Source organism: Actinopolymorpha singaporensis, assembly GCF_900104745.1.
Classification (GTDB): domain Bacteria; phylum Actinomycetota; class Actinomycetes; order Propionibacteriales; family Actinopolymorphaceae; genus Actinopolymorpha; species Actinopolymorpha singaporensis.
This window is the reverse complement of sequence record NZ_LT629732.1, coordinates 5,221,645-5,242,133: the sequence shown is the minus strand read 5'-3', so window position 1 is coordinate 5,242,133 and position 20,489 is coordinate 5,221,645. Positions and strand designations below refer to the sequence as shown.

Genomic DNA, 20,489 nt, shown 5'->3' with positions numbered 1-20,489 from the left:
GTCAGGACCGCGCCCAGGAGCAGGCGGTGAGGTCGAACGCCTCCGACACGACGTTCGTCGGCAGCCCGTGCACGGCAGGGTCGGCGACCATCAGGTTGGGCAGCAGGAACAGCCAGTCCGCGGCCGCGTCGCCGGTGATGGTGCGGGCCACCTGCCTCATCTTCGCGACCTGGACCGCGGGCGTGCCCGAGTCCGCCTGGTCGAGCAGCTCGCGCACCCGCGGGTTGTCGTACCGCCAGTAGTAGTCGGGGTTGCCGAAGGTGGTGATGTCGCGTGGCTCGACGTGGGCGATGATCGACATGTCGTAGTCGGCCTTGGTGAAGACCACGTCCAGCCAGCGTGCCGGGAACTCCAGCACGTCGATCTTCGCGCTCACCCCGACGTCGGCGAGCTGGCTCTTGACCACCTGCGCGCTGGCCACCGCGTAGGGAAGGTTGGGGATCCGCAGCCGCAGCGTCAGCCTCGGGTGGCCCGCCTGGGCGAGCAACCGCCGCGCCTTCGCCGGGTCGTACGGATAGGTGCCGGACAGGTTTTCGTACCACGGGTCGGTGGGCGGCACCATGGACCCGATCAGCGTTCCGTGCCCGGCCCACGCGGTGTCAAGGACGGCCTTACGGTCGATCGCGTACGACAGTGCCTGCCGGACCCGGCGATCCGTCAACGGCGGCTTGGCGTTGTTGTACGACAGGACCACCTCGGCGTTGCTGGTGCCCTCGATGACGCGGTATTTCGAGCGGTCCTTGAACTCCGCCAGGCTTTCCGGTGCCTGCACGGTGCTCACCACGTCGATGCCGCCGGTGCGCATCGCGTTGTTCATCGCGGTGGGGTCCTTGAAGTACTTCAGCGTCACCTGGCGCACCGCGGGTTCGGTGCCCCAGTAGCCCTTCCTGGCCTTCAGCACCAGCTCGTCGCCGCGGTTCCAGTGGTCGAGCACGTAGGGTCCGGTGCCCACGGGCTTCGTGGCGAGCTTCGACACGCCGGTACGCGAGAACATCGCGCCGATCCGGGTGGTCATCGCGAACAACCACTGGTTGCTCGGCCGCTTCAGCGTCACCACCAGGGAGGTGGGGGAGGCGGCCCGCGCGTCCTGGACGACATCCATGCCGGCCTTGAGCGAGGTCGTCCAGCCGGTCTTGACACGGTTGATGCTGAACGCCGCGTCCTGGGCGGTGAACGGCCTGCCGTCGGAGAAGGTCACACCCTTTCGCAGGGTGAACGTGTAGGTGCGCCGGTCCGGGCTCACCTTCCACCTGCCGGCCAGCAGGGGAACGATTCTGCCGTGCGCGTCCAGCTTGACCAGGCCTTCGTAGACGTTGACCAGCAGCGCCTGTGGGATGGCCGCGCCGTCGTTGCGGGTGAAGTCCAGGCTCACCGGCTCGGCGCTGAAGCCGACCGAGAGCGTGCTGGTGTGGTCCTTGCGGTCGCTGTCGCCGGTCGTGCCGCTGCCTGCCGAGCATGCCGCCGTGAGCGTCAACGCGACGAGGGCGCCGATGATCATCGAGCGCCGGGGGATCCTCCCCATCGCCTACCTCCTGTGGGTGTGCCCTGCATGCCGTGGGGTCACGCGGGCGGTCACCCCGATCATGCCCCGTCGGCCACCGCGATGCTGAGGTCGTCGCCGTCAACCTCGACCCGCACGTTCTGTAGGTCCTCGACAACCAGGTCGGCGTCGAGCTCGGCCCGCTCGTAGTGGGTGGTCACCGCGATCGTCGCCATCCCGGCGGCCCGGGCGGCGGCCAGGCCCGCGGGTGCGTCCTCCACGACCACGCAGCGTTCGGGGGGAATGCCGAGGCGCTTGGCGCCGAGGAGGTACGGCTCCGGGTCTGGCTTGCCGTTGCGTACGTCGTCCGCGCTGACCAGGGTGTCCGGCACGGGCAGGCCGGCGGCCCGCAGGCGGGCACCGGCCACGGCGCGGTTACCGGACGTGACGATGGTCCACCGCCCGGCCGGCAGCGAGGAGACGAACGCCTGCGCGCCGGGCAGCGCCACGATCCCGGCCACGTCCTCGACCTCGAGCTCGTCGATCCGGGCCTGCGCGGCCGCGATCCGCTCCGGCGGCACCAGGGCCGCGACGATCGCGGCGGAGGTGAGGCCGTGGCCCAGGACCCGGGCGAAGTCCTGCTGGGTCAGCTCCTGCTCGATGGCCCAGGTCGTCCACGAGCGGCGAAGCGCCTCCGTGGAGTCGATCAGTGTCCCGTCGAGGTCGAGCAGGACGGCCTCGGCACGCAGCACCGGGGTGCTCGTGGGTTCGTGGTCGGTGCGGGGAGGAGTCACGTCGACCGACCGTATCTCGCCCATTCGACCGGGCGTTCCCCGGTTGCATGCTCTGCACGGGTGCGCCACTGTCACTGAACGGGATGCGCGGCGAGCGAGGGAGCGGTCACGATGCGGGAAACGGTGTTCACCTGGGGCGGGCCGGCGCTGAAGTTCGGGGCCGGCGCGGTGGCCGAGATCGGGTACGACGTCGCCCAGCTCGGCGCGTCCCGCGTGCTGGTCCTCACCGACCCCGGCGTGGCCGCCACCGGCGTACCCGACCGGGTGGTCGACTCCCTGCGCGCCGCCGGGCTCGCCGCGGAGCTCTTCACCGGCGTCCACGTGGAACCCACCGACAGGAGCATCGCAGCCGCGGTGGACTTCGCCCGCGACGGCGGATGGGACGGCTTCGTCGGCGTCGGCGGCGGGTCGGCGATCGACACCGCCAAGGCGGTCGACCTGATGACGTCCCACCCGGCGGACCTGGCCGACTACCTGAACGCCCCGATCGGCAAGGGGCTCGCGCCGGCCGGGCCGCTCGCACCGCTGGTGGCGGTGCCCACGACGGCCGGCACCGGAGCCGAGAGCACGGCCGTCTGCGTCCTCGACGTCCTCGACCTGCGGGTGAAGACCGGCATCAGCCACCCGCGGCTGCGGCCCGCGCTCGCGGTCGTCGACCCCGAGCTGACCCTCTCCCTGCCGCCCGGAGTAACCGCGGCCACCGGGTTCGACATCCTCTGCCACGCGCTGGAGTCCTACACCGCCCGCCCGTACGACACCTATCCGAAGCGCCGCCCGGAGGAACGCGTCGCCTACTGCGGCGCGAACCCGGTCTCCGACGTGTGGATCAGGCAGACTCTGCCGCTGCTGGCCCGGTCCTTCCGGACCGCCCACCGGGCAGGCGACGACCTCGCCGCGCGCACCGACATGCTGCAGGCCGCGTTGTTCGCCGGTCTGGGGTTCGGCAACGCCGGGGTGCACATCCCGCACGCCTGCGCCTACCCGATCGCCGGCCGGGTGCGCGACTTCCGCCCGGCCGGCTACCCCGACGCCGAGCCGATGGTGCCCCACGGCATGTCGGTGGTGCTGACCGCGCCGGCGGCGTTCCGGCGTACGTACGACGCGAATCCCGAGCGGCACCTGTGGGCGGCACACGTCCTCGACCCCGAGACCGACCAGGTGGCGGAGCCGAGTGAACGGCTGCCCGCGGCGGTCACCCGGCTGATGCGCGACACCGGCATGCCGAACGGCCTGACCGAGGTGGGGTACGCCGAGGCCGACGTCGCCGATCTCGTGGACGGGGCGAGCCGCCAGCACCGGTTGCTGTCCATCGCCCCCATCGACGTCGGCGACGACGTGCTCGCCGACGTCCTGAGGGACTCGCTCACCCTGTGGTGACCGTCGCCGGCCGCGCCGACCGCGACCGCGACCGCCGGCCACGGCCCGTCGGCGCTCAGCGGACCTCGTAGACCTCCACCATCCGGCCGTGGCTGCCGAAGACGCGGTGCCAGTTCGCCGGCGGTCGCACGGGCCGGCCCAGCAGTCGCTGCTCGCCGACTCGGCAGGACACGCAGACGCCGGAGTACGCGCTGTAGAGGACGACGTGGTCTCCAGCCGCCGGCCTGGTCCTGACCGGCAGCACTCGCAGCCGGCCGTGCCACAGCGGCCCGCCGATCGGTGGACGGACGTAGATTCCGAGCGGCCGGATGGTGCGCTTGTCCGCCCAGATGGTGTGCACCTCGCCCGCATGCGCGTCCAGCCAGGACCGGAACGCCTCCCACTGCGTTCCGCCGTTGGCGGCGTACGTCTGGTTCACCGGGTCGGCCAGGTTGCCGGCCCGGGCGTGCTGGGCCACCCCGGCCGGTACGGCGGCGACGACGAGGGTGGCGACGCCGGCCACACCGGCGGCCAGGCGGGTGCGAGCCCGTAGGAACGGCACGGCCCGGATGCGGTTGTTCAGCAGCAGCCACAACCCGCCGGCGGCCGCGAGCAGGAGCGCGGGAACGAGCGGCAGCCAGTACCGCTCCTTGAGGATCCGCAGCTTGGGAGCCTCGGGGTCGATCAGCCCGCCCAGCGTCACCAGTGGGACATAGAACAGCAGCGCCCACGCCAGCAGGAAGAAGATCCGCCGGGAGAACAGCGCGCCGACCACGATGGCGACCATCGCGGCCTTGAGGAAGAGCCCCTCCGGCGTGGTGGACAGGATCGTGGGCAGCCGGGTGAGGTACCACCGCGGGCTCTGCCCGATGTAGTCGTCGGTCGTGGGTGTGCCCACCGAGCCGTGGTCGGCAGCGCCCCGCAACCGGATCAGCGGATCGTGGAAGACCACGGTGTCGAGCGCGGTCTCCCCGACGGCGACGACGGCCAGCGGGAGCAGCAGCCAGGCCTGTTGACGCAGCGGGATTCTGCGGGCGAGCAGCAGGGGCATAAGTGGCCAGCAGAAGACGATGTACTCGCGGGTGAGGTAACTCCAGCCGAGCAGCGCGCCGATGAGGATCAGGGTGCCGACCCGGCGGCGGCCGGTCGCTGCGGCCCACGGGCGGTTCTGCCGCAGCGCCACCGAAAGCACCAGCGCGGCCGCCAGCAGCGCGGTGGCCATCAGGTCGGGGAGCGGCTGGGTGAGGTCGGGGAAGACCACCGAGTTGAACAACGTCAGCATGGCCGCCGCCACCCCGACGAACCGGTTGAACAGCAGGGTGCCGAGCGCGTGCACGCTCATCACCAGCAGCAGGGACGCGAGGACAGGCACGAGGAGGTACGCCGTCTGGGAGTAGCCGAACACCTCCTGCGCGAGCCGCAGCGGGATGATCAGCCCGGTCCGCACGAGCTGGTGCGCCGCGGCGTACGCCGGGGCGCTGGGGAAGGTCGTGGCCGCGTCGAAATAGTTGAGCGGGTCCGACGGGTGCGGCGGTACGCGGTAGAGCACACAGACCACCGCCACCACTGCCGCGAGAGTGCCGTCGACCAGCAGGGTCGCCACGACGCGGGGAGTGAGCAGTCGCGCGCGATCGGGTGGCCGCGGCGGCGGGGCCGCCTCCGGCGCGGTGTCGGTGGCGACGGTTCCGCGGTCGCCGGGCGCACCGGCCCGGTCGTCGTCCGGTGTCACGGCGGTCATCGTCGGCTCCCGATCGGTTCAGTCGGCCCGGTACACCTGGACCACCCGGTCCCTGGTCGTGAAGACGAGGTGCCAGGTGCTCGGGGGCCGTGCCGGATGGACGCCGAGGTTGTTCTCGACGTTGATCCGGCAGGGCCGGCAGGTGTCGGAGTAGGCGCTGTACAGGAGGACGTGGTCGCCGGTGGCCGGCTTCTCGCTGCGCGGCGACCACTCCCGCAGCGGCCCCGTCCACACCGGCGTTCCGGCCGGGGAGTTGACGAAGAAGCCCAGTATCCGCAGGGTGCGGCGCTCACCCCACATCGTCCGAACGTCGCGGCGGTGCAGGGTCAGCCAGGTACGGAACTGCTCGAACTGCGTGCCCCCGTTGGCCGCGTAGTCCTGGTTGAGCGCAACCGACATGTCGGTGGCCCGCGCGTGCTGGGACACGCCGACCGGGAAGGCCGTGACCAGAAGGGTGAGGATGCCTGCGACGAGCGCGGCACGAGTCCGCGGGAGTGGCGTCGCCGGGGTCGCGTACCGCGCCGGCAGGTGGATCGCGTACCGCGCCAGCACGTGCACCACCCCGGTGCAGGCCAGGGCGAGCGCGGGGATGATCGGGACCCAGTACCTCGGCAGGTAGAGCCGCAACATCGGTGCGTGCGGGTTCACCCATCCGCCCAGCATCACCAGGGGCAGGAAGAACAACGCGGCCCAGGCGACCAGGAATCTCAGCTGCCGGGAGATCGCCACACCCCAGACCGCGACGACCGCTGTCGTCCGCAGCCACCATCCCTCCGGTGACGAACGCAGGATGTCGGGAAACCGGAGGAGGTACCAGGAGCGGGCGCGGTCGATGTAGTCGGTGGCGATGGGCGGTCCCGAACCATGCCCGGCCGCGGTGTGCAGACGGGCCAGCGGGTCGTGGAAGGTCAGCGAGCTCAGCACCGCCTCGCCGACCGCGACGACCACCAGCGGGACGACGACCCACAGCGCCCGCCGCCACGGGACCCTGCGGACGAGCAGCAGGGGTATCAGCGGCCAGCAGAAGACGACGTACTCGCGGCAGAGGTAGCTCCAGCCGAGCAGCGCACCGGTCGCCAGCAGAACGCCGACCTCGCGTCGCCGGTTCGCGCACGCCCAGGGCCGGCGCTGGCGCAGGGCCAGTGCGAGGACGAGGGCGGTGACCAGGAGGGCGGTCGCCGGCAGGTCCGGCCGCGGCTGCGTCAGGTCGGGGAACACCACCGAGTTGCTCAGGGTCAGCAGCGCGGCGGCCACACCGACGTAGCGGTTGAACAGCATGGTGCCGAGGGCGTGCACGCTCATGACGAGCAGAAGCGCCGCGAGGACGGGAACGAGGAGGTACGCCGCCTGCGCGTAGCCGAACGCGTCGTAGGCGAGCCGGAGAGGGAGGACCAGGCCGATGCGGAGGTACTGGTGCTCGATGACGCGGTCCGGATGGTTCGGGAAGTAGCTCGCCGCGACGAGGTAGTTGATCGGGTCGGACGGGATCGGCGGCAGGCGGTAGAGCACAGCCACCGCCACCACCGTCAGACCGAGCAGGCAGTCGACGGCCGCCGTGGCGGCCCGGCGCAGCGGCGGCCCGGCGGCGGCACCAGTTCGCGGAACCTGCGGCGGTAGCAGCCCCGCATCCTCGTCGTGTGCGGCGCACGGGCCCGCGGACACACCCGCGCCACCGCGGCCGGTGGCTCCGCGAGCGGCGTCGGGACGGGACTCGACCATCGGTCAGGTCCGCGAGCGCACGATCAGGTCGGCGAGCAGCGCGAGCGAGGCGATGATCAGCCCCGTCAGCAGGATCAGCAGGGTGTTGCTGGCCAGCCGCACGGGGTTGGCGACCACGTCGTACACCGCCTTCCCGCAGCCCAGGGTCAGCAGCGCCAGCGACGGCGGCATCAGCACCTTCAACGGGTTGAAGTACATCACCATCCGCAGCACCTGCAGGATGTAGCGGTAGGCGTCCTTCACGAAGTGGAACTTCGACGTGCCCGCCCGTTTGGCGTACGGGATCGGGACGTACCTGATGCCGTGCTGGTTGTGCAGGAACGCCATGGTGATCGTGGTGACGCAGGAGAACCCCGCCGGCAACAGCCGGAGGTACGGCAGGGACACCTCCCGGCGGAACGCCCGGAGCCCGGAGTTGAGGTCGGGGATCTCGGTGTTCGTCAGCCGCTCGGCGACCTTGCGGATCATCCACTTCGCCGGCACCCGCAGGAACCTGTGCGAGCCCTGTTCGCTGGTGCGCGCGCCCACCACCTGGTCGATGGTGCCGTCCTGCTCGAGGACGGCGACGAGGTCGGGGATCAGGTCGTTGGGGTACGACATGTCGGCGTCGGTCCAGACCACGATGTCCCCGCGGGCCTGCTGGGTGCCGATCCGGCGGGCCGTTCCGGACCCGCCGTTCGTGGCGAACGCGATCACCCGCAGCCGCGGGAACCGGTCCTCCGCGGACCGCAGGACCTTCAGCGTCTCGTCGGTGGAGGCGTCGTCGATCGCCAGGATCTCGTAGCTGTAACCGCTGGTCTCCATCGCGGCCACGGTGCGCTCGATCTCGGCGAGGACGTGCTGCTCCTCGTTGAAGCAGGGCAGGATCACGCTGACATCGACGTGCCCGTCGGGTTCGGAGGCTCCGCCAGGCTCGAGATGGAAGCCCCTGTCGGGCCGTGAGGCGCGCCGGCGGTGGAGGCTGCCACCTGAACGTGCGACGGGACGGGTGGCGGTTCGGCTGTGCCGGACGGAGGGATCCATGGCTCGTCGTTCCCCCGGCGGGAGTGGCGTTCGCGATCGGTTGCACAGAGCGTGCGTACTGACACGAATTGTGTCCGGGGCGAGAGCGCGGCAAACCGGGCAGAACCTGCGGGCGGCGGGGCCCCCGGGTCTCCGGCGCCCCGCCGCGAGGGCTCAGAGGCGCCAGATCCGGCCGGAGCAGCGATGGCCCAGCCAGGCGAACTGGCCGAACGACGCCACGCTCAGCCCGAACCGCTCGAACGTCGGCCTGCCCTGCTCGTCCCACCACCGGAACGCCGACTCGACATCCCGCCACAGCAGGCGCGGACCGTGCTGTTCGACCCGGACCTCGCCGGAGGGAAGCCGCAGGGCGGAGGCGCAGGAGGTGTCGTCGTACACCCAGTGCCGCGTCGTTGCGGTGCCCGGCGAGGCGGCACCGGCTGCGGAGCACCGTGCTGGCCCGCCCGGTCCGGTGCGCGCCCAGCGCAGGTGCGGCAGCCGGATCCCCAGCCCGAACAACGCCGCCGGTTCGGCCCAGATCGCCTCCGGGTCGAGTGTGGTCGTGGTGTGGTACCACGGCACCGTGCCCTCGGCCTCGGTCACCACCGACGTCGGCGCGTTCGGCTCGGGAGCACCGCTCCAGCCGACGAAGTGCCCGGTGGCCCGGCCGTCCTCGGTGACGGTGAGGTGCGCCTCGACCGAGCCGGCGAACGGGTTGCGCCACGACACGACCAGCCGGCCGCCCGGGCGGACGATCTGGACCCAGGCGTACGGAATCCTCGCGACTGGTTCGACCGCCACCACGCTGTCGTAGGACGCGGGAGCGGCGTCCGGCGCGAGGGGCTCGTCCGGGCCGATCCGCAGTGTCCGCGGCGCACGTCGCGGCGCGACTTCCTGTCCGGAGGACGGCCCCGAACGTGAGGTCGAGGACGAACCGGTGGGGGTTCCGGCCCGCGGGCCGGTGGCGGTGACGATGGTGCCTTCCTCCTCGGTGGCTGTACTGGACACGGTGCCGTCCGGCGAGGTGCCGTCCGACACGTCGTCGCCGGCCATGACGGGACGCGAGACGACGGTGCTCGGGGCGGGTCCGGGCGGAGGGGTGGACATCAGGGGGCCTCCTGGCGGGGGTGCTCGGGGGCGGAGCACCTCAGGGTGGACAGCTGGGCGTGCGCCCAGGCAGCGGGCGGACACAGCCACGGCCGTCGGCAGAAGACGCACAACGGCGGGCGGTCGTGCCCGAGCCAGGGCAGCGAACCCCAGCGGCGGTGCCAGCGGAACGGGTCCCGGTCCGGTCGGTGGATCGACGCGAGATCCCTCGCGCGGTGATCCAGTTGGGTCAGAGCTTCCGTCAGAGCCTCGGGGTCGGCGTCGGTGATGACCTCGGTGCCGACCTCGGTTTCCGGCCGCGGTGGCCGGTCATGCTGGAGTGGGAGGAAGCCGACATCGGGGTACGACGTCGGCAACCGGCCCGAATGCCCCAGACGCTCGGGTGTCGTTGCCATCGCACGAACCTCCCCCGTCGAGTGATGGCTCTGGGTGCACGATCCTGAGTCGACCGTAATCCCGAGCACCGCCACCTACAACACCAATGCGTAAATTTGCACTTGTGTCGTGCCGGATGGGTTGGGCTGATCCTGGTGCGAAGACGGACTACTTCCCGCAATATCGAATGACAAAACATCTTCTGGACACGGCCACACGGGGAAGACGCGATGCCGAGTACGAAACCTCCCACGATCCAGCGCCGCCGGCTCGCCGCGGAGCTACGGATGTTCCGCGAACGTGCCCAGGTGACGCTGGAGGAGGTCGCCACCGAAACCGGCTGGTCGGTCGCCAAGATCAGCCGGATCGAGACCGCGGTCGTGGGCGTCAGCCTGAAGGACCTCAACCTGCTCCTCGACCTCTACAACGTCGAGGAAGGCCGCCGAACGGCCATCCTCAGCAAGACCCGGACGGCACGGACCAAGGGCTGGTGGGACGCCTACGCGGAGTTCCTGCCGAGCGACTACGTCGACTACATCGAGCTGGAGGCGCAGCTCTCCGGCATGCGCTCCTACAGCGCTCACCTGATCCACGGCCTGATGCAGACCGAGGCCTACGCCCGCGAGATCATCCGCGGCGCCACGATGGGCCTGTCCTCGCCCGCCGAGATCGACCGCCGGGTGGAGGCGCGGATGACCCGGCAGCGGCTGCTGGCCCGCGAGGCCGACCCGCTGCGGTTCTGGCTGGTGATCGCCGAGCCCGCGCTGACCTGGATGGTCGGTTCGGCCAAGGTGATGGCAGAGCAGTACGACCGGCTGCGTGAGTACGCCGAACGCGGGACCGTGACGGTGCAGGTGCTGCCCGCCTCGGCGGGTGCGCACCCGGCCAGCGCCGGCTCGTTCGACATCCTCGAGTTTCCCAACCCACACGAGCCGGAGGCGGTGTACGTCGAGACGATGACCGCCAACCGCTACGTCGAGAGCCACGCCGAGGTCTACCGCCACAGCCTGGCGTTCGACCACCTGCGGGCGATGGCGCTCAGCCCGGCGGACTCGGTCTCCTACTTCGTGCGGGCGGCCGAGCACGTGCTCAGCGAGACCCCCGAGGAGTGACCCCGGACGTCCTGGTCAGGGGTTCCGGCCGGACGAGGAACGGCGTCAGCAGACCGGGTACGGCGGCGTCGGCCACCCGGACCGCCTCGGCGGTCTCGACGTCCGGGATCTCGTAGTGCTGCCGTCCGGCCGCGGTCGTCGCCACCAGTGTCGTCAGCCCGGCGCGGCGCTGGAAGTACGACTGCCGGAGGTTCCATCCCAGGACACCATCGCAGGTCAGCACGTTGCGGCGGCGTACGAGCGAACCGAACCGGCAGACCAGCACGCCGTCGCGGAGCGCGTGGCCGAGGCTGCGCGCCCGGTCGCCGGCGATCAGCGCGGCGCACGGGAGCAACACCAGTGAGGCCTGCCAGACCCACGAGGGAAGCCCGGCGACCTCGTGCAGGGCGGCCAGTACGACGACCACGAGGGCGGTCGGTCCGAGTGCGCGGGTGAACCTGCGGCGCACCGCCTTCGGCCCGTGCGGGACGAGCGGGGTCGCGTACGGCTCGGCTCCGCCGAACACCTCGCCTGCCACCCGCAGGGCGACCTCGCGCGGCGCCGGGGGAAGCAGCAGGGAACCGCCGCGTTCAGCGCCCCGGCCGACCCGGAGCCCGGTGGCGACGGCGATGCACCGTGCCCCGCCGGCCAGCCGCAGGGACAGCGGCTCGCTGAGCTCGACACCGCGCATCCGGCGCTCCTCGATGCTGGTGGCGCGGGTGGTGATCAGGCCGCGGTCGACGTGCAGGGTCCCGCCCGGATGCCGGGTCAGCCGGTAGTTCCAGAACGCCAGGACGTAGGCCAGGGTGGACGCGAGGACACAGACGGCCAGCAGCGCGACGACCACCTCCACCGCCCCCACCAGCCAGCCCGCGCCGCGTACCTGGTCGAGCAGCCCGCGCACCGGGCCGACCTTGCTCAGGTCGATCTTCGCCTCCGACACCGCGCGGGAGCCGAAACCGGCGACCACGCCGACGGTCAGCAACCCGGACAGCGTGAACGGCCCGTACCTCACCCACCGTGGGTCCAGGGTCGCCAGCCTGGTCTCCTGCTCCGAGGTGTTCGTACGGGCCGGTGGCGGTGCGGTCGTCGATGCGCGTGCCGCCGCCGCTTCGGGCGCCGCAGCGGACGCCGTGCCGGGCCGCAGCCGGTGCAGGAGTTCCTCGCGCAGGCGGTGGGCGTCCGGGGCAGCGAGGGCGTCCAGCTTCAGCCCCTGCTCGCCCTTGCGGTCCGAACGGCCGGTGCCGATCTCGACCCGGGCGAGCCCCACCAGCCGGTGCATCGCGTTCGCGGTGACGTCGACGGTGCGTACCCGGTCACGAGGGACGGTCAGCACCCGGCGGCGCAGCAGACCGCGGCGGACCTGCACGTGCGCGGGAGAGATGCGGTAGGTGGTGGTGAACCACCGCAGGGTTCCGAGGGCGACCACGAGGACCAGGCCGACCAGGCCCCACAGCGGGCCGTGACCGCTGGTGCTCCCGGCCACCGCGACGCCGAGCAGCGCGGGCAGCGAGCGGAGGAGTTCCTGCACCGGGTGGACCGCTAGCATCCGCGGGCTCAGCCGCCGCCAGCTCCCGGTGTCGGTCGCGTTCGCGGTGTCGGCGGGAGGGGTGCCGGCGGGCGGGGTGCCGAGCTCGGTCACGTCGCGTCCCCCTGGTTGGCCTGTGTGGTCCGGGTGAGCTCGTCGACCAGCCGCTCGGCGGTGTCGCGGTCCAGGCCGCGGATCTTCAGCGGACCGGCGGCCGAGGCGGTGGTGACGGTGACGTTCGACAGTCCGAAGAGCTGCTCAAGCGGGCCGCGTTCACTGTCCACGGTCTGGATCCGGGACACCGGTGCGATCCGGCGTTCCTGGTCGAACCAGCCGGACTGGGTGTAGACGGCCTCGTCGGTGGCCTCCCAGCGGTGCACGTGGTAGCGCCAGCGCGGCATCACCGTCACGTGGGCGGCGCCGAGGACGACAGTTGCCACCACGCCGGCCGCCCGCCAGCCGGTGGCGCCGCCGGCGAGCACCCACCACCCGACCTGTACGGCGAGCAGCAACAACCAGCCCGCGCCGGCGCGGGCGGCCCAGTAGCGCGTGGCTCGAGGTGCGACGCGGTGCCGGGGTGGACGAAGCTCGAGTGCGGGCTGGCGTTGGTCGGCGACAGTCACCCGCTCAGTGTGGCGAAGGAACGCCCGCCCGTCCCGTGTGGGTCGGGCGGGCCGGACCCGTGACAGATGTCAGGGGTCCGGGCGCGGGTCTGGCCGGTCCGGAGGCTCGTCCCGTTGCCCGCGTTCGCTACCAGAACAGGAACCGCCAGGTGCCCAGGGCGACGCTGACCGCGGTGGCGCCCGCGACGACCGCGACCGTGGCGGCGACGAACACCCAGTCCGCCCGGCGCAGCGGCCGGGGCCGGGCCAGCGTGCGGTCCGGCCGGTCGGTGAAGCCGCGCGACTCCATGGCGGTCGCCAGCCGGACCCCACGCCGGATCGCCACCACCAGCAGGGCGAACACGCCGGAGGCGAACAGCCGGGCCCGGCGTACCGGCGACCGGCCGGCGTCCAGCCCGCGCGCACGGCGGGCGAGTAGCAGGGTCCGCCACTCGTCGCCGAGCACCGGCAGCAGCCGGAACGCCGCCAGCGCGCCGAAGGTGAACCGGGGCGGCGTACGGAAGTGCTGCACCAGCGCGTCGGCGAACTCGGTCGGGTCGGTGGAGGCGAACGCCACCACGCCCGGCAACGCGATGGCGAGCACCCGGGTCACCACCGAGACGGTGGCCAGCAGGCTCTGGCTGGACACGTGCAACGGACCGGCATCGAGCCACACCGTTCCGCCGGTCTGGTCGGTGAACAGCAATGTGGACAACGCCAGCCCGGCGACGGTGACGAACAGCAACACCAGCCGGCGGAGGAGGATCCGCCACCGCAGCCCGGCCGCGGCGATGGCGACCAGTTCGGCGCCGAGGACGATGGCCGGCGTCACCGCGTCGGCAGTGAGCAGCAGTCCGGCCAGGATCACGAGGGCTGCGACGATCTTGGTGACCGGGTTCAGCCGGGTGGCCGGCGCGTCCGGGTCGGTGACGATGGGTTCGGCGAGGATGCTCACCCGATCACCCGCCCGGACCGCACGCGGACCTCCCGGTCTGCGAGCACGCTGATCAGGTCGCGGTCGTGGCTCACGCAGCAGATCGCGTGGCCGTCGTCGCGCAGCTCGGCGAGCAGGTCGACCAGCTCGCCCCACGTACGCCGGTCCTGCCCGAACGTCGGCTCGTCCAGGACGAGGACCCGCGGCCCGCTCGCCAGCGCGGTGCCCACCGACAGCCGGCGCTTCTCCCCGCCGGACAGCGTGAACGGGTTCGCGTCGGCCAGGTGGTCCAGGGCGAGCCGGTGCAGGAGCTCGTCCACCCGCTGACCGGTGTCGCCGCGGGAGAGGCCGGCGAGCCGGGGCCCGAGGGCGAGCTCGGCCCGCACGCTCGCGGTGAGGAACTGGTGCTCGGGATCCTGGAAGACAGTGCCCACCGCGCGTACCAGCTGCGCCGCGCGCCAGCGGTGCAACGGCCGGCGCTCGCCGGATCTCCGGCGGCCTGCGGCGAGCCTCGGGAACAGACCGGACGACAGGTCGGGGGAGACCCTCACCTCACCCGCCGACGGGCTGAGCAACCCGGCGGTGAGCATGGCGAGGGTGGACTTTCCGGAGCCGTTAGCGCCCGTGACCGCGACCACCTCACCGGCCGACAGCCGCAGGTCGGCGTCGGCGAGGGCGGGCCGTTCGGCAGCCGGGTAGGTGTAGCCGACCGCCTGAGCGGTGAGCAGGTCGGCCGGCCTGCTCGGAGCGGTCCGGCGCGGCGCCGGGATTTCGCCCGGGATCCACACTCCGGCTGCGGCCAGCGACCCGTGGCCGGCGGCGAAGACCTTCTCCGGGGTACCGTCGGCGAGCACGCCGCCGCCGGCCCGGAGCACCACCACCCGATCCACCATCGGCAGCCAGTCACCGACCCGGTGGTCCACCACGACCAGCGTCGCTCCGGTGGCCGCGACCACCTGGTCGACGGCCTGGCGTACCAGCGCTGCTCCGTCGGGGTCGAGGTTGGCGGTCGGCTCGTCCAGCAGGATCAGGTCCGGGCGCAGCGCCACCACGCCGGCCAGGACGAGCCGCTGCTTCTCCCCGCCGGACAGCCGGCCGGTCGGGTGGTCCCGGTCGTACGGGAAACCGGTCAGCGCGAGCGCCTCGTCGACCCGCGGCCAGATGCGCTCGGTGGGCACGGCGCGGTTCTCCAGCCCGAACGCCACGTCGTCGCCGGCCCGCGCCATCACCAGCTGCGTCTCCGGATCCTGGAACGCCAGGCCGATCCGGTCGCGTACCCGCGCCGGAGGCGCACCGCCGACCAGCAGGGCCCCCTCGACGTCGCCGGCCTGTTCGGCGTCGAGCAGTCCGGCGAGCCCGGTGAGCAGGGTGCTCTTGCCGCCGCCGGACGGCCCGGCGAGCAGTACCCGCTCGCCGGGCTCGACGGTCAGCTCGAGGTCCCGGACCGCCCACGTCTGCCGGCCGGCGTACCGGAACGACCACCCGCGTGCCTGGATCGACAGCGGGGGACCGGGCCGGGACGCAGCGGACGGGGACGCCGACGCCGCCGCGCTCACCGGGGCGTCTGCTCCCGGCCGGACGCGAACGGCGCCAGCACACCGGTGGCGGCGAGTGCCCGGACGAGCGCGAACGAGCCGGCCCCCGCGATGACGACGGAGCTCACCACCACGAGGACGCCGTACACCAGCTTCCAGGTCGGCGCCCACGCGACGTTGTAGAGGACGTTGTCCATCACGGCCGGGACCACCCCGGCGACCGCGCCGGCGAGCAGTGCCACCGGCGGCCGCCACCGGCGGTAGCGGAACGCCGCGAAGACCAGTTCCGCGGCGAGACCCTGGACCAGGCCGTAGAGGATGATCGCCAGCGGACTGTCGACACCCAGGAAGGCCGAGACGGCGGCGGCGACGAGTTCGGTGAACACCGCGGCGCCCGGCTTGCGGATCAGCAGGCCGCCGAGCACGCCGGGAAGCAGCCACATGCCGTAGAGCACCGCCTGGGCCGGCTTGAAGCCGGCGAAGACCGGGCCGACCGCGGTGTACATCGCGCCCCAGGCGACGAACACAACGCCGAACGCCACTGCTACCACCGCCGCGACCACGATGTCGACAGTGCGCCACCGCCGGTTGACCGGCCGCTGACCGCGCGCCGCGGTCGAGGTCACATCCTGGGTCATGAACGTCCTCCCTGAACCGGGGAGGAGACGCGGCCGAGTGCCACAGGTCCGGCTCGCCGCTAGGTGCTCCGCACCGCCCGATCGGTCGATCGGCCCGGCGCGGACCCGGTGACGAACGGACAGACCGACTTCCTGCGCTGGCATTACCCAGATCAGGTTCGAGGGTCTGCGGGCGGCGCCATCACTGGCGGCCCCGCACTCTCAGCGCTTCCGCGCTCCCCTGTCGTCTGCTGTTGTCCTTGCTGGTCTTGCTGGTCTTGCTGGTCTTGCTGGTCCTGCTGTCTGCTGGTCCTGCTGTCTGCTGGTCCTGCTTCCGTCCGCCCGAAGGTTACACCGGGCCGCCCGGACTCGCCGTGGTCCGGGACGAGCCGCTGGGCCGTCAGACCCCGAGCGGGGCGTGGGCCAGCGCCTGGACCGCCGCCGGCGGCCCGCCGACCTCGGCCCGGGACGCGCCCCTGCGCCCGAACATGTACAGCGTGATCTCGCTCGGGAGCCCGGACAGGACGGCGGTCGGCTCACCGTTGCGGACCCGTGCGGTGGCCCCGTCCGGCCGGGCCACCAGCACCCCGGCGGCGGACCGGCGGAACAGCATCCGGCCGGCGCTGCCGACCCGCCGCCACAGGAGGTCCTCGAAGTCACCCGGCAGCTCGCGCGGAGTCCACTCCGGCTGGGCGCGCCGCACGTCCTCGTGGTGGACGAAGAACTCCACCGTGTTGGCGGCGCGGTCCACCACCGGCAGCCGGGCCGGAGACCACGAGGGAGGGCCCTGACGGAACCGGTCGACCAGCCCGGTGTAGCCGAGCCTCCCGACCAGCCCGGCCATGCGTTCCTTCGTCTTGCCGGCGAGCGGTGGCAGCAGGATGCCCGCGGCGCCCAGCGGGTCACTCTCCCGGATCACCAGGTGGGCGGCGAGGTCGGACGTGCTCCAGTCGGCACACAGAGTGGGTGCGTCCGGGCCCAGTGCGTCCAGCAGGTCGGCGAGCGCTCGGCGTTCGGCGCGGGCGTGATCAGTCATCCCCCGATCGTAGGACGCCGAGGCGGGTTCGGAGGCGGGCCGCCTGCCGCGTGTCTCGTCTGAGGCGGCCCACCTCGATCACGTCCTACGCCAGCAGCTCCACCTGGGCGAGGGACACCGGCGGGCCACCCGCGGCTTCGGGGGTCGGCGCGAGGTCGAGCCGGTAGTGGGAGTACTCGCCTGGTGCTGCGACCCGGAACGGCCGGGTGTGCACCGGCCACGCGAACTCCTCCCCGCTCCGGATGTCCAGCACCTCCCAACTCGTCCCGTCCCGGGAGCCGGCGAGCACCCACGCCGCCGGGGCCGCACCGCCGGCGTTTTCCACGGGAGAGGTGAGCGTGTAGAAGCCGACCCGGGCCGGTGCCGCCAGCTCGTACGAGACCCACCGCTGGGTACCGGCGAACGTCACCGAGCCGGCCGAGCTGTCGTCGAACAGGTGCTCGGCGTCCGCTCCCTCGCTCGCCCGGGCCGTGCCGGAGCTGGGCCGGGTCACGTCGACGAGGGGTGCGGGCGCCTCGCCGGGTGCGGTGAGCGAGGGCGGTGCGGCGTCCGGCCCGCTCGCCCAGCCGGAGGGCTCGGACCCCATCGCGAACTCCAGCACGCCGCCCTTGGCGAGCAGGTCGTGCGGCAGCCATGCCCGGTCGTACGGCACGCCGTCGACGGTGAGGCCCTGGACGTAGATGTTGTCGGCGCTGTTGTCCGGCGCGTTGATCACCAGGTCCGCGCCCGACTCCAGGTGCACCGTCGCCCTGGTGAACAACGGTGAGCCGATGGCGTAGCGGGGGCTGCCCATCTGCAGCGGGTAGAACCCGAGCGCGCTGAACACCTGCCACGCCGACATCTCGCCGTTGTCCTCGTCGCCGCAGTAGCCCTGGCCGAGGTCGCTGCCGAGGTAGAGCCGGGTGAGCACCTCGCGCACCTTCTCCTGCGTGCGTGCGGGCTGTCCGGCGTAGGTGTACATGTAGGCGATGTGGTGGGCCGGCTGGTTGCTGTGGCCGTACATTCCCATCCGGACGTCGCGGGCCTCGGTCATCTCGTGGATCACCACGCCGTAGGAACCCTTGAACCGCTCCTGGCCGGTCTCGGGGGTCGCGAAGAACTCGTCCAGCCTGTGCGCGAGTGCCTCCCGCCCGCCGTACAGCCAGGCCAGCCCGGCGCCGTCGTGCGGAACGTGGAACGCCATGTTCCAGGCATTGGTCTCGGTGTAGTCGAAGCCCCACACCCGCGGGTCGAACTCCTGCGGTGACAGCCGCCGCGAACCGTCACCGTGCCGGCCCTGGAAGAACCCGACCGCCGGGTCGAACAGGTGGACGTAGCCCAGCGCACGGCGGCGGAAGTACTCCTCCTCCTCGCACAGCCGGGGGTATCGGGCGTCGTCGGGACCGACGTCCCGTGCCAACTGTCCGGCCATCATGGCGATGCCGAAGTCGTTGATGTAGCCGTCCATCGACCACGACATCGCCTCCTCGGTCGCCTCCACCGGTGTGTAGCCGAGGAAGGGCGAGCGCTCCATCCCCTTGCGGCCGACGAAGGGGTTGGGCGGGCGGACGGTGGCGTTCTTCACCGCCGACTCGTAGGCCGCCCAGGCGTCGAAGCCCTCGATCCCCTTGCAGCAGGCGTCGGCGAAGGCCACGTCGGAACTCGTGCCGACCATGCAGTCGGCGTAGCCGGGGGAGGACCAGCGGGCCACCCAGCCGCCGTCGCGGTACTGCTGCAGGAAACCCTCCACCAGCTCACCGGCCAGCGTGGGGGTGAACAGTGCGTAGGCCGGCCAGGTGGTGCGGTAGGTGTCCCAGAAGCCGTTGTTGACGTACGCCTTGCCGGGAACGACGTCGGCGCCGGTCCGGGTCGGGCCGCTCGGCGGCGCCGATGTCGCCGACTGCACGGCGTGCGTGTAGACGGGCACCTGAGCGGTGCCGGTGTTCTCGTGGGCGGAGTTGGGATAGAGGTAGAGCCGGTAGAGGTTGGAGTACAGCGTGGTGAGCTGGTCCTCGCTCGCCCCCTCCACCTCGAGCACGCCGAGGGTGTCGTCCCACTGCCGCTGGGCGCGTTCGCGGACGTCGTCGAAGGTGTCGCCGGGCGCGATCTCCAGCTCCAGGTTGTGGCGGGCCTGGTCCAGGCTTATCAGCGAGGTGGCGATCCGCATGGTGACCGTACGGTCGCCGGCGGGGTCGAACCGTGCGTACGCCGCCGCGTGCGCACGCTCGCCCACACCGTCGGGCCGGCCGGACTCGACCACGGGCCGGTCGAACTCCGCGTACACGAACATCCGGCCCGCGCCGTTGGACCGTTGGCTGCCGACGTCGGTGTAGCCGGTCACCACACCCGTCTCGGGATCGACGGTCACTGCCGCGTCGGCGTCGACGTTGTCGAAGACCAGCGTGGAGGTCGGCCCGGTGAACGTGAACCGGAGCATCGCCGCGTGGTCGGTCGGGGCGATCTCGGCGACCAGGCCGTTGTCGAAGGTGACGGAGTACCAGTGCGGGCGGGCGATCTCGTTGTCGTGGCGGAACGCCAGCGCTCGCGCGGTGCGGTCGGCGTTGGGGTGGCCGGCGGCGTTGGACGGCATCACCTGGAACGTCTGCCGGTCACCCATCCACGGGCTGGGCTGGTGGCTGAGCCCCAGTGCCTGCAGCCGCGGCCGGTTTTCGTCGTCGTTGCCGCGGTGGTATTCGTACTCCCAGCGCAGCGTGCCCGCGTCGGTGACCGGGGTCCAGAAGTTGAAGCCCAGTGGCACCGCCGTGGCCGGGATGTTGTTGCCCCGGGAGAACGCCCCGCTGGAGTGCGTGCCGCGGGTGGTGAGCACGTGGTCGGACAGCCGGCGCGGCTCCTCGGCGGGACGGGCGCGCTCGGCGAGAACGATGTCGTCCACCCAGCCCCGGACCGGCACGGCGGCATCGGCGGCATCGGCGGCATCGCCGGCATTGCTGCCGTCGGGGTTCTCGGGCCCGCCGGGCTGGTGGTGGGTGAGCAGGATGGCGGTGACCCGGCGCCCGGCGGCGACGGCACCGACCGCGATCCGCCGGGAGTTCCACTGGTCGGCGTAGAGCATGCGGGCGGCGCCCTGGGCGGCCGCGTCCGCGGGCTGGTCGTACTGGTCGCGCGCGCCGAGTTCGCCGAGCCGGGTGCCGTCGGCGAACTCGAGGTCGACGGCGGCATAGGTCGCGGCGTAGCTCAGGTCACCGGAGGTGAACTCCGGGAACAGGACGTACGACAGCTCGGTGTCGGGTCCGACCTCGACGTCCACCTCGAACAACCGCACGCTGCGCGGGGCCGACCTCGCCCCCTCGGCGGCGTAGCGGAGCGCGTGCCGGCCGGTGAAGCCGACACCGAGCTTGGCCGCCGGTGCGTGGCCGGGCCCGCCCGCGACCTCGACGGTGAGCCCGCCGTCGGCATGACCGTCGGCCCGGCCGGCACCGCCCGCCAGGTCGGGACGGGGCTCGCCGGGTTCGAAGGAGGACCGGAAGTGCACCACCGAGTTCGCCATGGCGGGCAGACTGCCACGGCCCACCGACATGCCGATCACCGGCTCCGCCCGGCCGCGGGGGGGGAGCGGCGAAGCGGTGGCGGATCCG

At 72.3% G+C, this 20,489-nt stretch carries 16 protein-coding genes and 1 riboswitch; of the genes, 2 read left to right on the top strand and 14 right to left on the bottom strand.

What is annotated here, in order from left to right:
• Position 1: 1 nt before the first annotated feature.
• Together BLU27_RS23485 and BLU27_RS23480 are read right to left on the bottom strand one after the other, a co-directional pair.
• Positions 2-1,522, bottom strand: a complete 1,521-nt coding sequence (locus BLU27_RS23485; RefSeq protein ID WP_092655813.1) for an ABC transporter substrate-binding protein — start codon at positions 1,520-1,522, stop codon at positions 2-4.
• A 59-nt stretch (positions 1,523-1,581) separates the two neighbouring features.
• Positions 1,582-2,274, bottom strand: coding sequence for an HAD-IA family hydrolase (locus BLU27_RS23480; RefSeq protein WP_241827596.1), 693 nt, complete (start codon positions 2,272-2,274; stop codon positions 1,582-1,584).
• A 111-nt stretch (positions 2,275-2,385) separates the two neighbouring features.
• Here BLU27_RS23480 and BLU27_RS23475 point away from each other — a divergent pair, with 111 nt between their 5' ends.
• Positions 2,386-3,651, top strand: coding sequence for a hydroxyacid-oxoacid transhydrogenase (locus BLU27_RS23475; protein ID WP_092655811.1), 1,266 nt, complete (start codon positions 2,386-2,388; stop codon positions 3,649-3,651).
• A gap of 55 nt (positions 3,652-3,706) precedes the next feature.
• Here the strand turns inward: BLU27_RS23475 and BLU27_RS23470 are convergent, their stop codons facing one another.
• The 5 genes from BLU27_RS23470 to BLU27_RS23450 all read right to left on the bottom strand — a co-directional run bounded on the left by BLU27_RS23470 (position 3,707) and on the right by BLU27_RS23450 (position 9,591).
• Complete coding sequence (locus tag BLU27_RS23470; protein WP_092655810.1) at positions 3,707-5,368, bottom strand: glycosyltransferase family 39 protein; 1,662 nt, start codon at positions 5,366-5,368, stop codon at positions 3,707-3,709.
• Positions 5,369-5,386: 18 nt separating this feature from the next.
• Entirely contained in the window at positions 5,387-7,087 is a 1,701-nt protein-coding gene (locus BLU27_RS23465) for a glycosyltransferase family 39 protein (protein WP_092655809.1), read from the bottom strand.
• 3 nt (positions 7,088-7,090) lie between these two features.
• Entirely contained in the window at positions 7,091-7,957 is an 867-nt protein-coding gene (locus BLU27_RS23460; protein ID WP_241827595.1) for a glycosyltransferase family 2 protein, read from the bottom strand.
• Between the two features lie 306 nt (positions 7,958-8,263).
• Entirely contained in the window at positions 8,264-9,196 is a 933-nt protein-coding gene (locus BLU27_RS23455; RefSeq protein ID WP_092655807.1) for a hypothetical protein, read from the bottom strand.
• On the bottom strand, positions 9,196-9,591 hold the full coding sequence (locus BLU27_RS23450) for a hypothetical protein (RefSeq protein WP_157728773.1): 396 nt from the start codon (positions 9,589-9,591) through the stop codon (positions 9,196-9,198). The genes BLU27_RS23455 and BLU27_RS23450 overlap by 1 nt, the downstream gene beginning before the upstream one ends.
• Positions 9,592-9,801: 210 nt before the next feature.
• Here BLU27_RS23450 and BLU27_RS23445 point away from each other — a divergent pair, with 210 nt between their 5' ends.
• Complete coding sequence (locus BLU27_RS23445) at positions 9,802-10,683, top strand: helix-turn-helix domain-containing protein (RefSeq protein ID WP_092655805.1); 882 nt, start codon at positions 9,802-9,804, stop codon at positions 10,681-10,683.
• Here BLU27_RS23445 and BLU27_RS23440 read toward each other — a convergent pair.
• The 7 genes from BLU27_RS23440 to BLU27_RS23410 all read right to left on the bottom strand — a co-directional run bounded on the left by BLU27_RS23440 (position 10,661) and on the right by BLU27_RS23410 (position 20,401).
• Positions 10,661-12,304, bottom strand: coding sequence for a PH domain-containing protein (locus BLU27_RS23440; RefSeq protein WP_241827594.1), 1,644 nt, complete (start codon positions 12,302-12,304; stop codon positions 10,661-10,663). The two genes, BLU27_RS23445 and BLU27_RS23440, sit on opposite strands and share 23 nt — an antisense overlap.
• Positions 12,301-12,813, bottom strand: a complete 513-nt coding sequence (locus BLU27_RS23435) for a PH domain-containing protein (protein ID WP_092655804.1) — start codon at positions 12,811-12,813, stop codon at positions 12,301-12,303. Before BLU27_RS23435 ends, BLU27_RS23440 begins: the two co-directional genes overlap by 4 nt.
• 127 nt (positions 12,814-12,940) lie before the next feature.
• Positions 12,941-13,747: an energy-coupling factor transporter transmembrane component T family protein gene (locus BLU27_RS23430; protein ID WP_092655803.1), complete on the bottom strand. Its 807-nt coding sequence runs from the start codon at positions 13,745-13,747 to the stop codon at positions 12,941-12,943.
• Positions 13,744-15,282, bottom strand: a complete 1,539-nt coding sequence (locus BLU27_RS23425) for an ABC transporter ATP-binding protein (protein WP_197681544.1) — start codon at positions 15,280-15,282, stop codon at positions 13,744-13,746. Before BLU27_RS23425 ends, BLU27_RS23430 begins: the two co-directional genes overlap by 4 nt.
• Complete coding sequence (locus BLU27_RS23420; protein ID WP_092655802.1) at positions 15,279-15,899, bottom strand: ECF transporter S component; 621 nt, start codon at positions 15,897-15,899, stop codon at positions 15,279-15,281. Before BLU27_RS23420 ends, BLU27_RS23425 begins: the two co-directional genes overlap by 4 nt.
• A gap of 112 nt (positions 15,900-16,011) precedes the next feature.
• Positions 16,012-16,131: riboswitch (TPP riboswitch) on the bottom strand.
• A 147-nt stretch (positions 16,132-16,278) separates the two neighbouring features.
• Positions 16,279-16,914 carry a TIGR03085 family metal-binding protein gene (locus BLU27_RS23415; protein ID WP_092655801.1) on the bottom strand — a complete coding sequence of 212 codons (636 nt, stop codon included), beginning with the start codon at positions 16,912-16,914 and terminating at the stop codon, positions 16,279-16,281.
• An 85-nt stretch (positions 16,915-16,999) separates the two neighbouring features.
• Positions 17,000-20,401 (bottom strand): GH92 family glycosyl hydrolase, encoded by a 3,402-nt coding sequence (locus BLU27_RS23410; protein ID WP_241827593.1) that lies wholly within the window; start codon positions 20,399-20,401, stop codon positions 17,000-17,002.
• Between the last annotated feature and the right edge of the window lie 88 nt (positions 20,402-20,489).

Bases quoted from the DNA above. Each gene is read 5' to 3' on its own strand.
- BLU27_RS23475 (WP_092655811.1), top strand. From the start codon at position 2,386: ATGCGGGAAACGGTGTTCACCTGGGGCGGGCCGGCGCTGAAGTTCGGG.
- BLU27_RS23465 (WP_092655809.1), bottom strand. From the start codon at position 7,087: ATGGTCGAGTCCCGTCCCGACGCCGCTCGCGGAGCCACCGGCCGCGGT.
- BLU27_RS23485 (WP_092655813.1), bottom strand. From the start codon at position 1,522: ATGGGGAGGATCCCCCGGCGCTCGATGATCATCGGCGCCCTCGTCGCG.
- BLU27_RS23455 (WP_092655807.1), bottom strand. From the start codon at position 9,196: ATGTCCACCCCTCCGCCCGGACCCGCCCCGAGCACCGTCGTCTCGCGT.
- BLU27_RS23410 (WP_241827593.1), bottom strand. From the start codon at position 20,401: ATGGCGAACTCGGTGGTGCACTTCCGGTCCTCCTTCGAACCCGGCGAG.
- BLU27_RS23415 (WP_092655801.1), bottom strand. From the start codon at position 16,914: ATGACTGATCACGCCCGCGCCGAACGCCGAGCGCTCGCCGACCTGCTG.
- BLU27_RS23450 (WP_157728773.1), bottom strand. From the start codon at position 9,591: ATGGCAACGACACCCGAGCGTCTGGGGCATTCGGGCCGGTTGCCGACG.
- BLU27_RS23420 (WP_092655802.1), bottom strand. From the start codon at position 15,899: ATGACCCAGGATGTGACCTCGACCGCGGCGCGCGGTCAGCGGCCGGTC.
- BLU27_RS23445 (WP_092655805.1), top strand. From the start codon at position 9,802: ATGCCGAGTACGAAACCTCCCACGATCCAGCGCCGCCGGCTCGCCGCG.
- BLU27_RS23470 (WP_092655810.1), bottom strand. From the start codon at position 5,368: ATGACCGCCGTGACACCGGACGACGACCGGGCCGGTGCGCCCGGCGAC.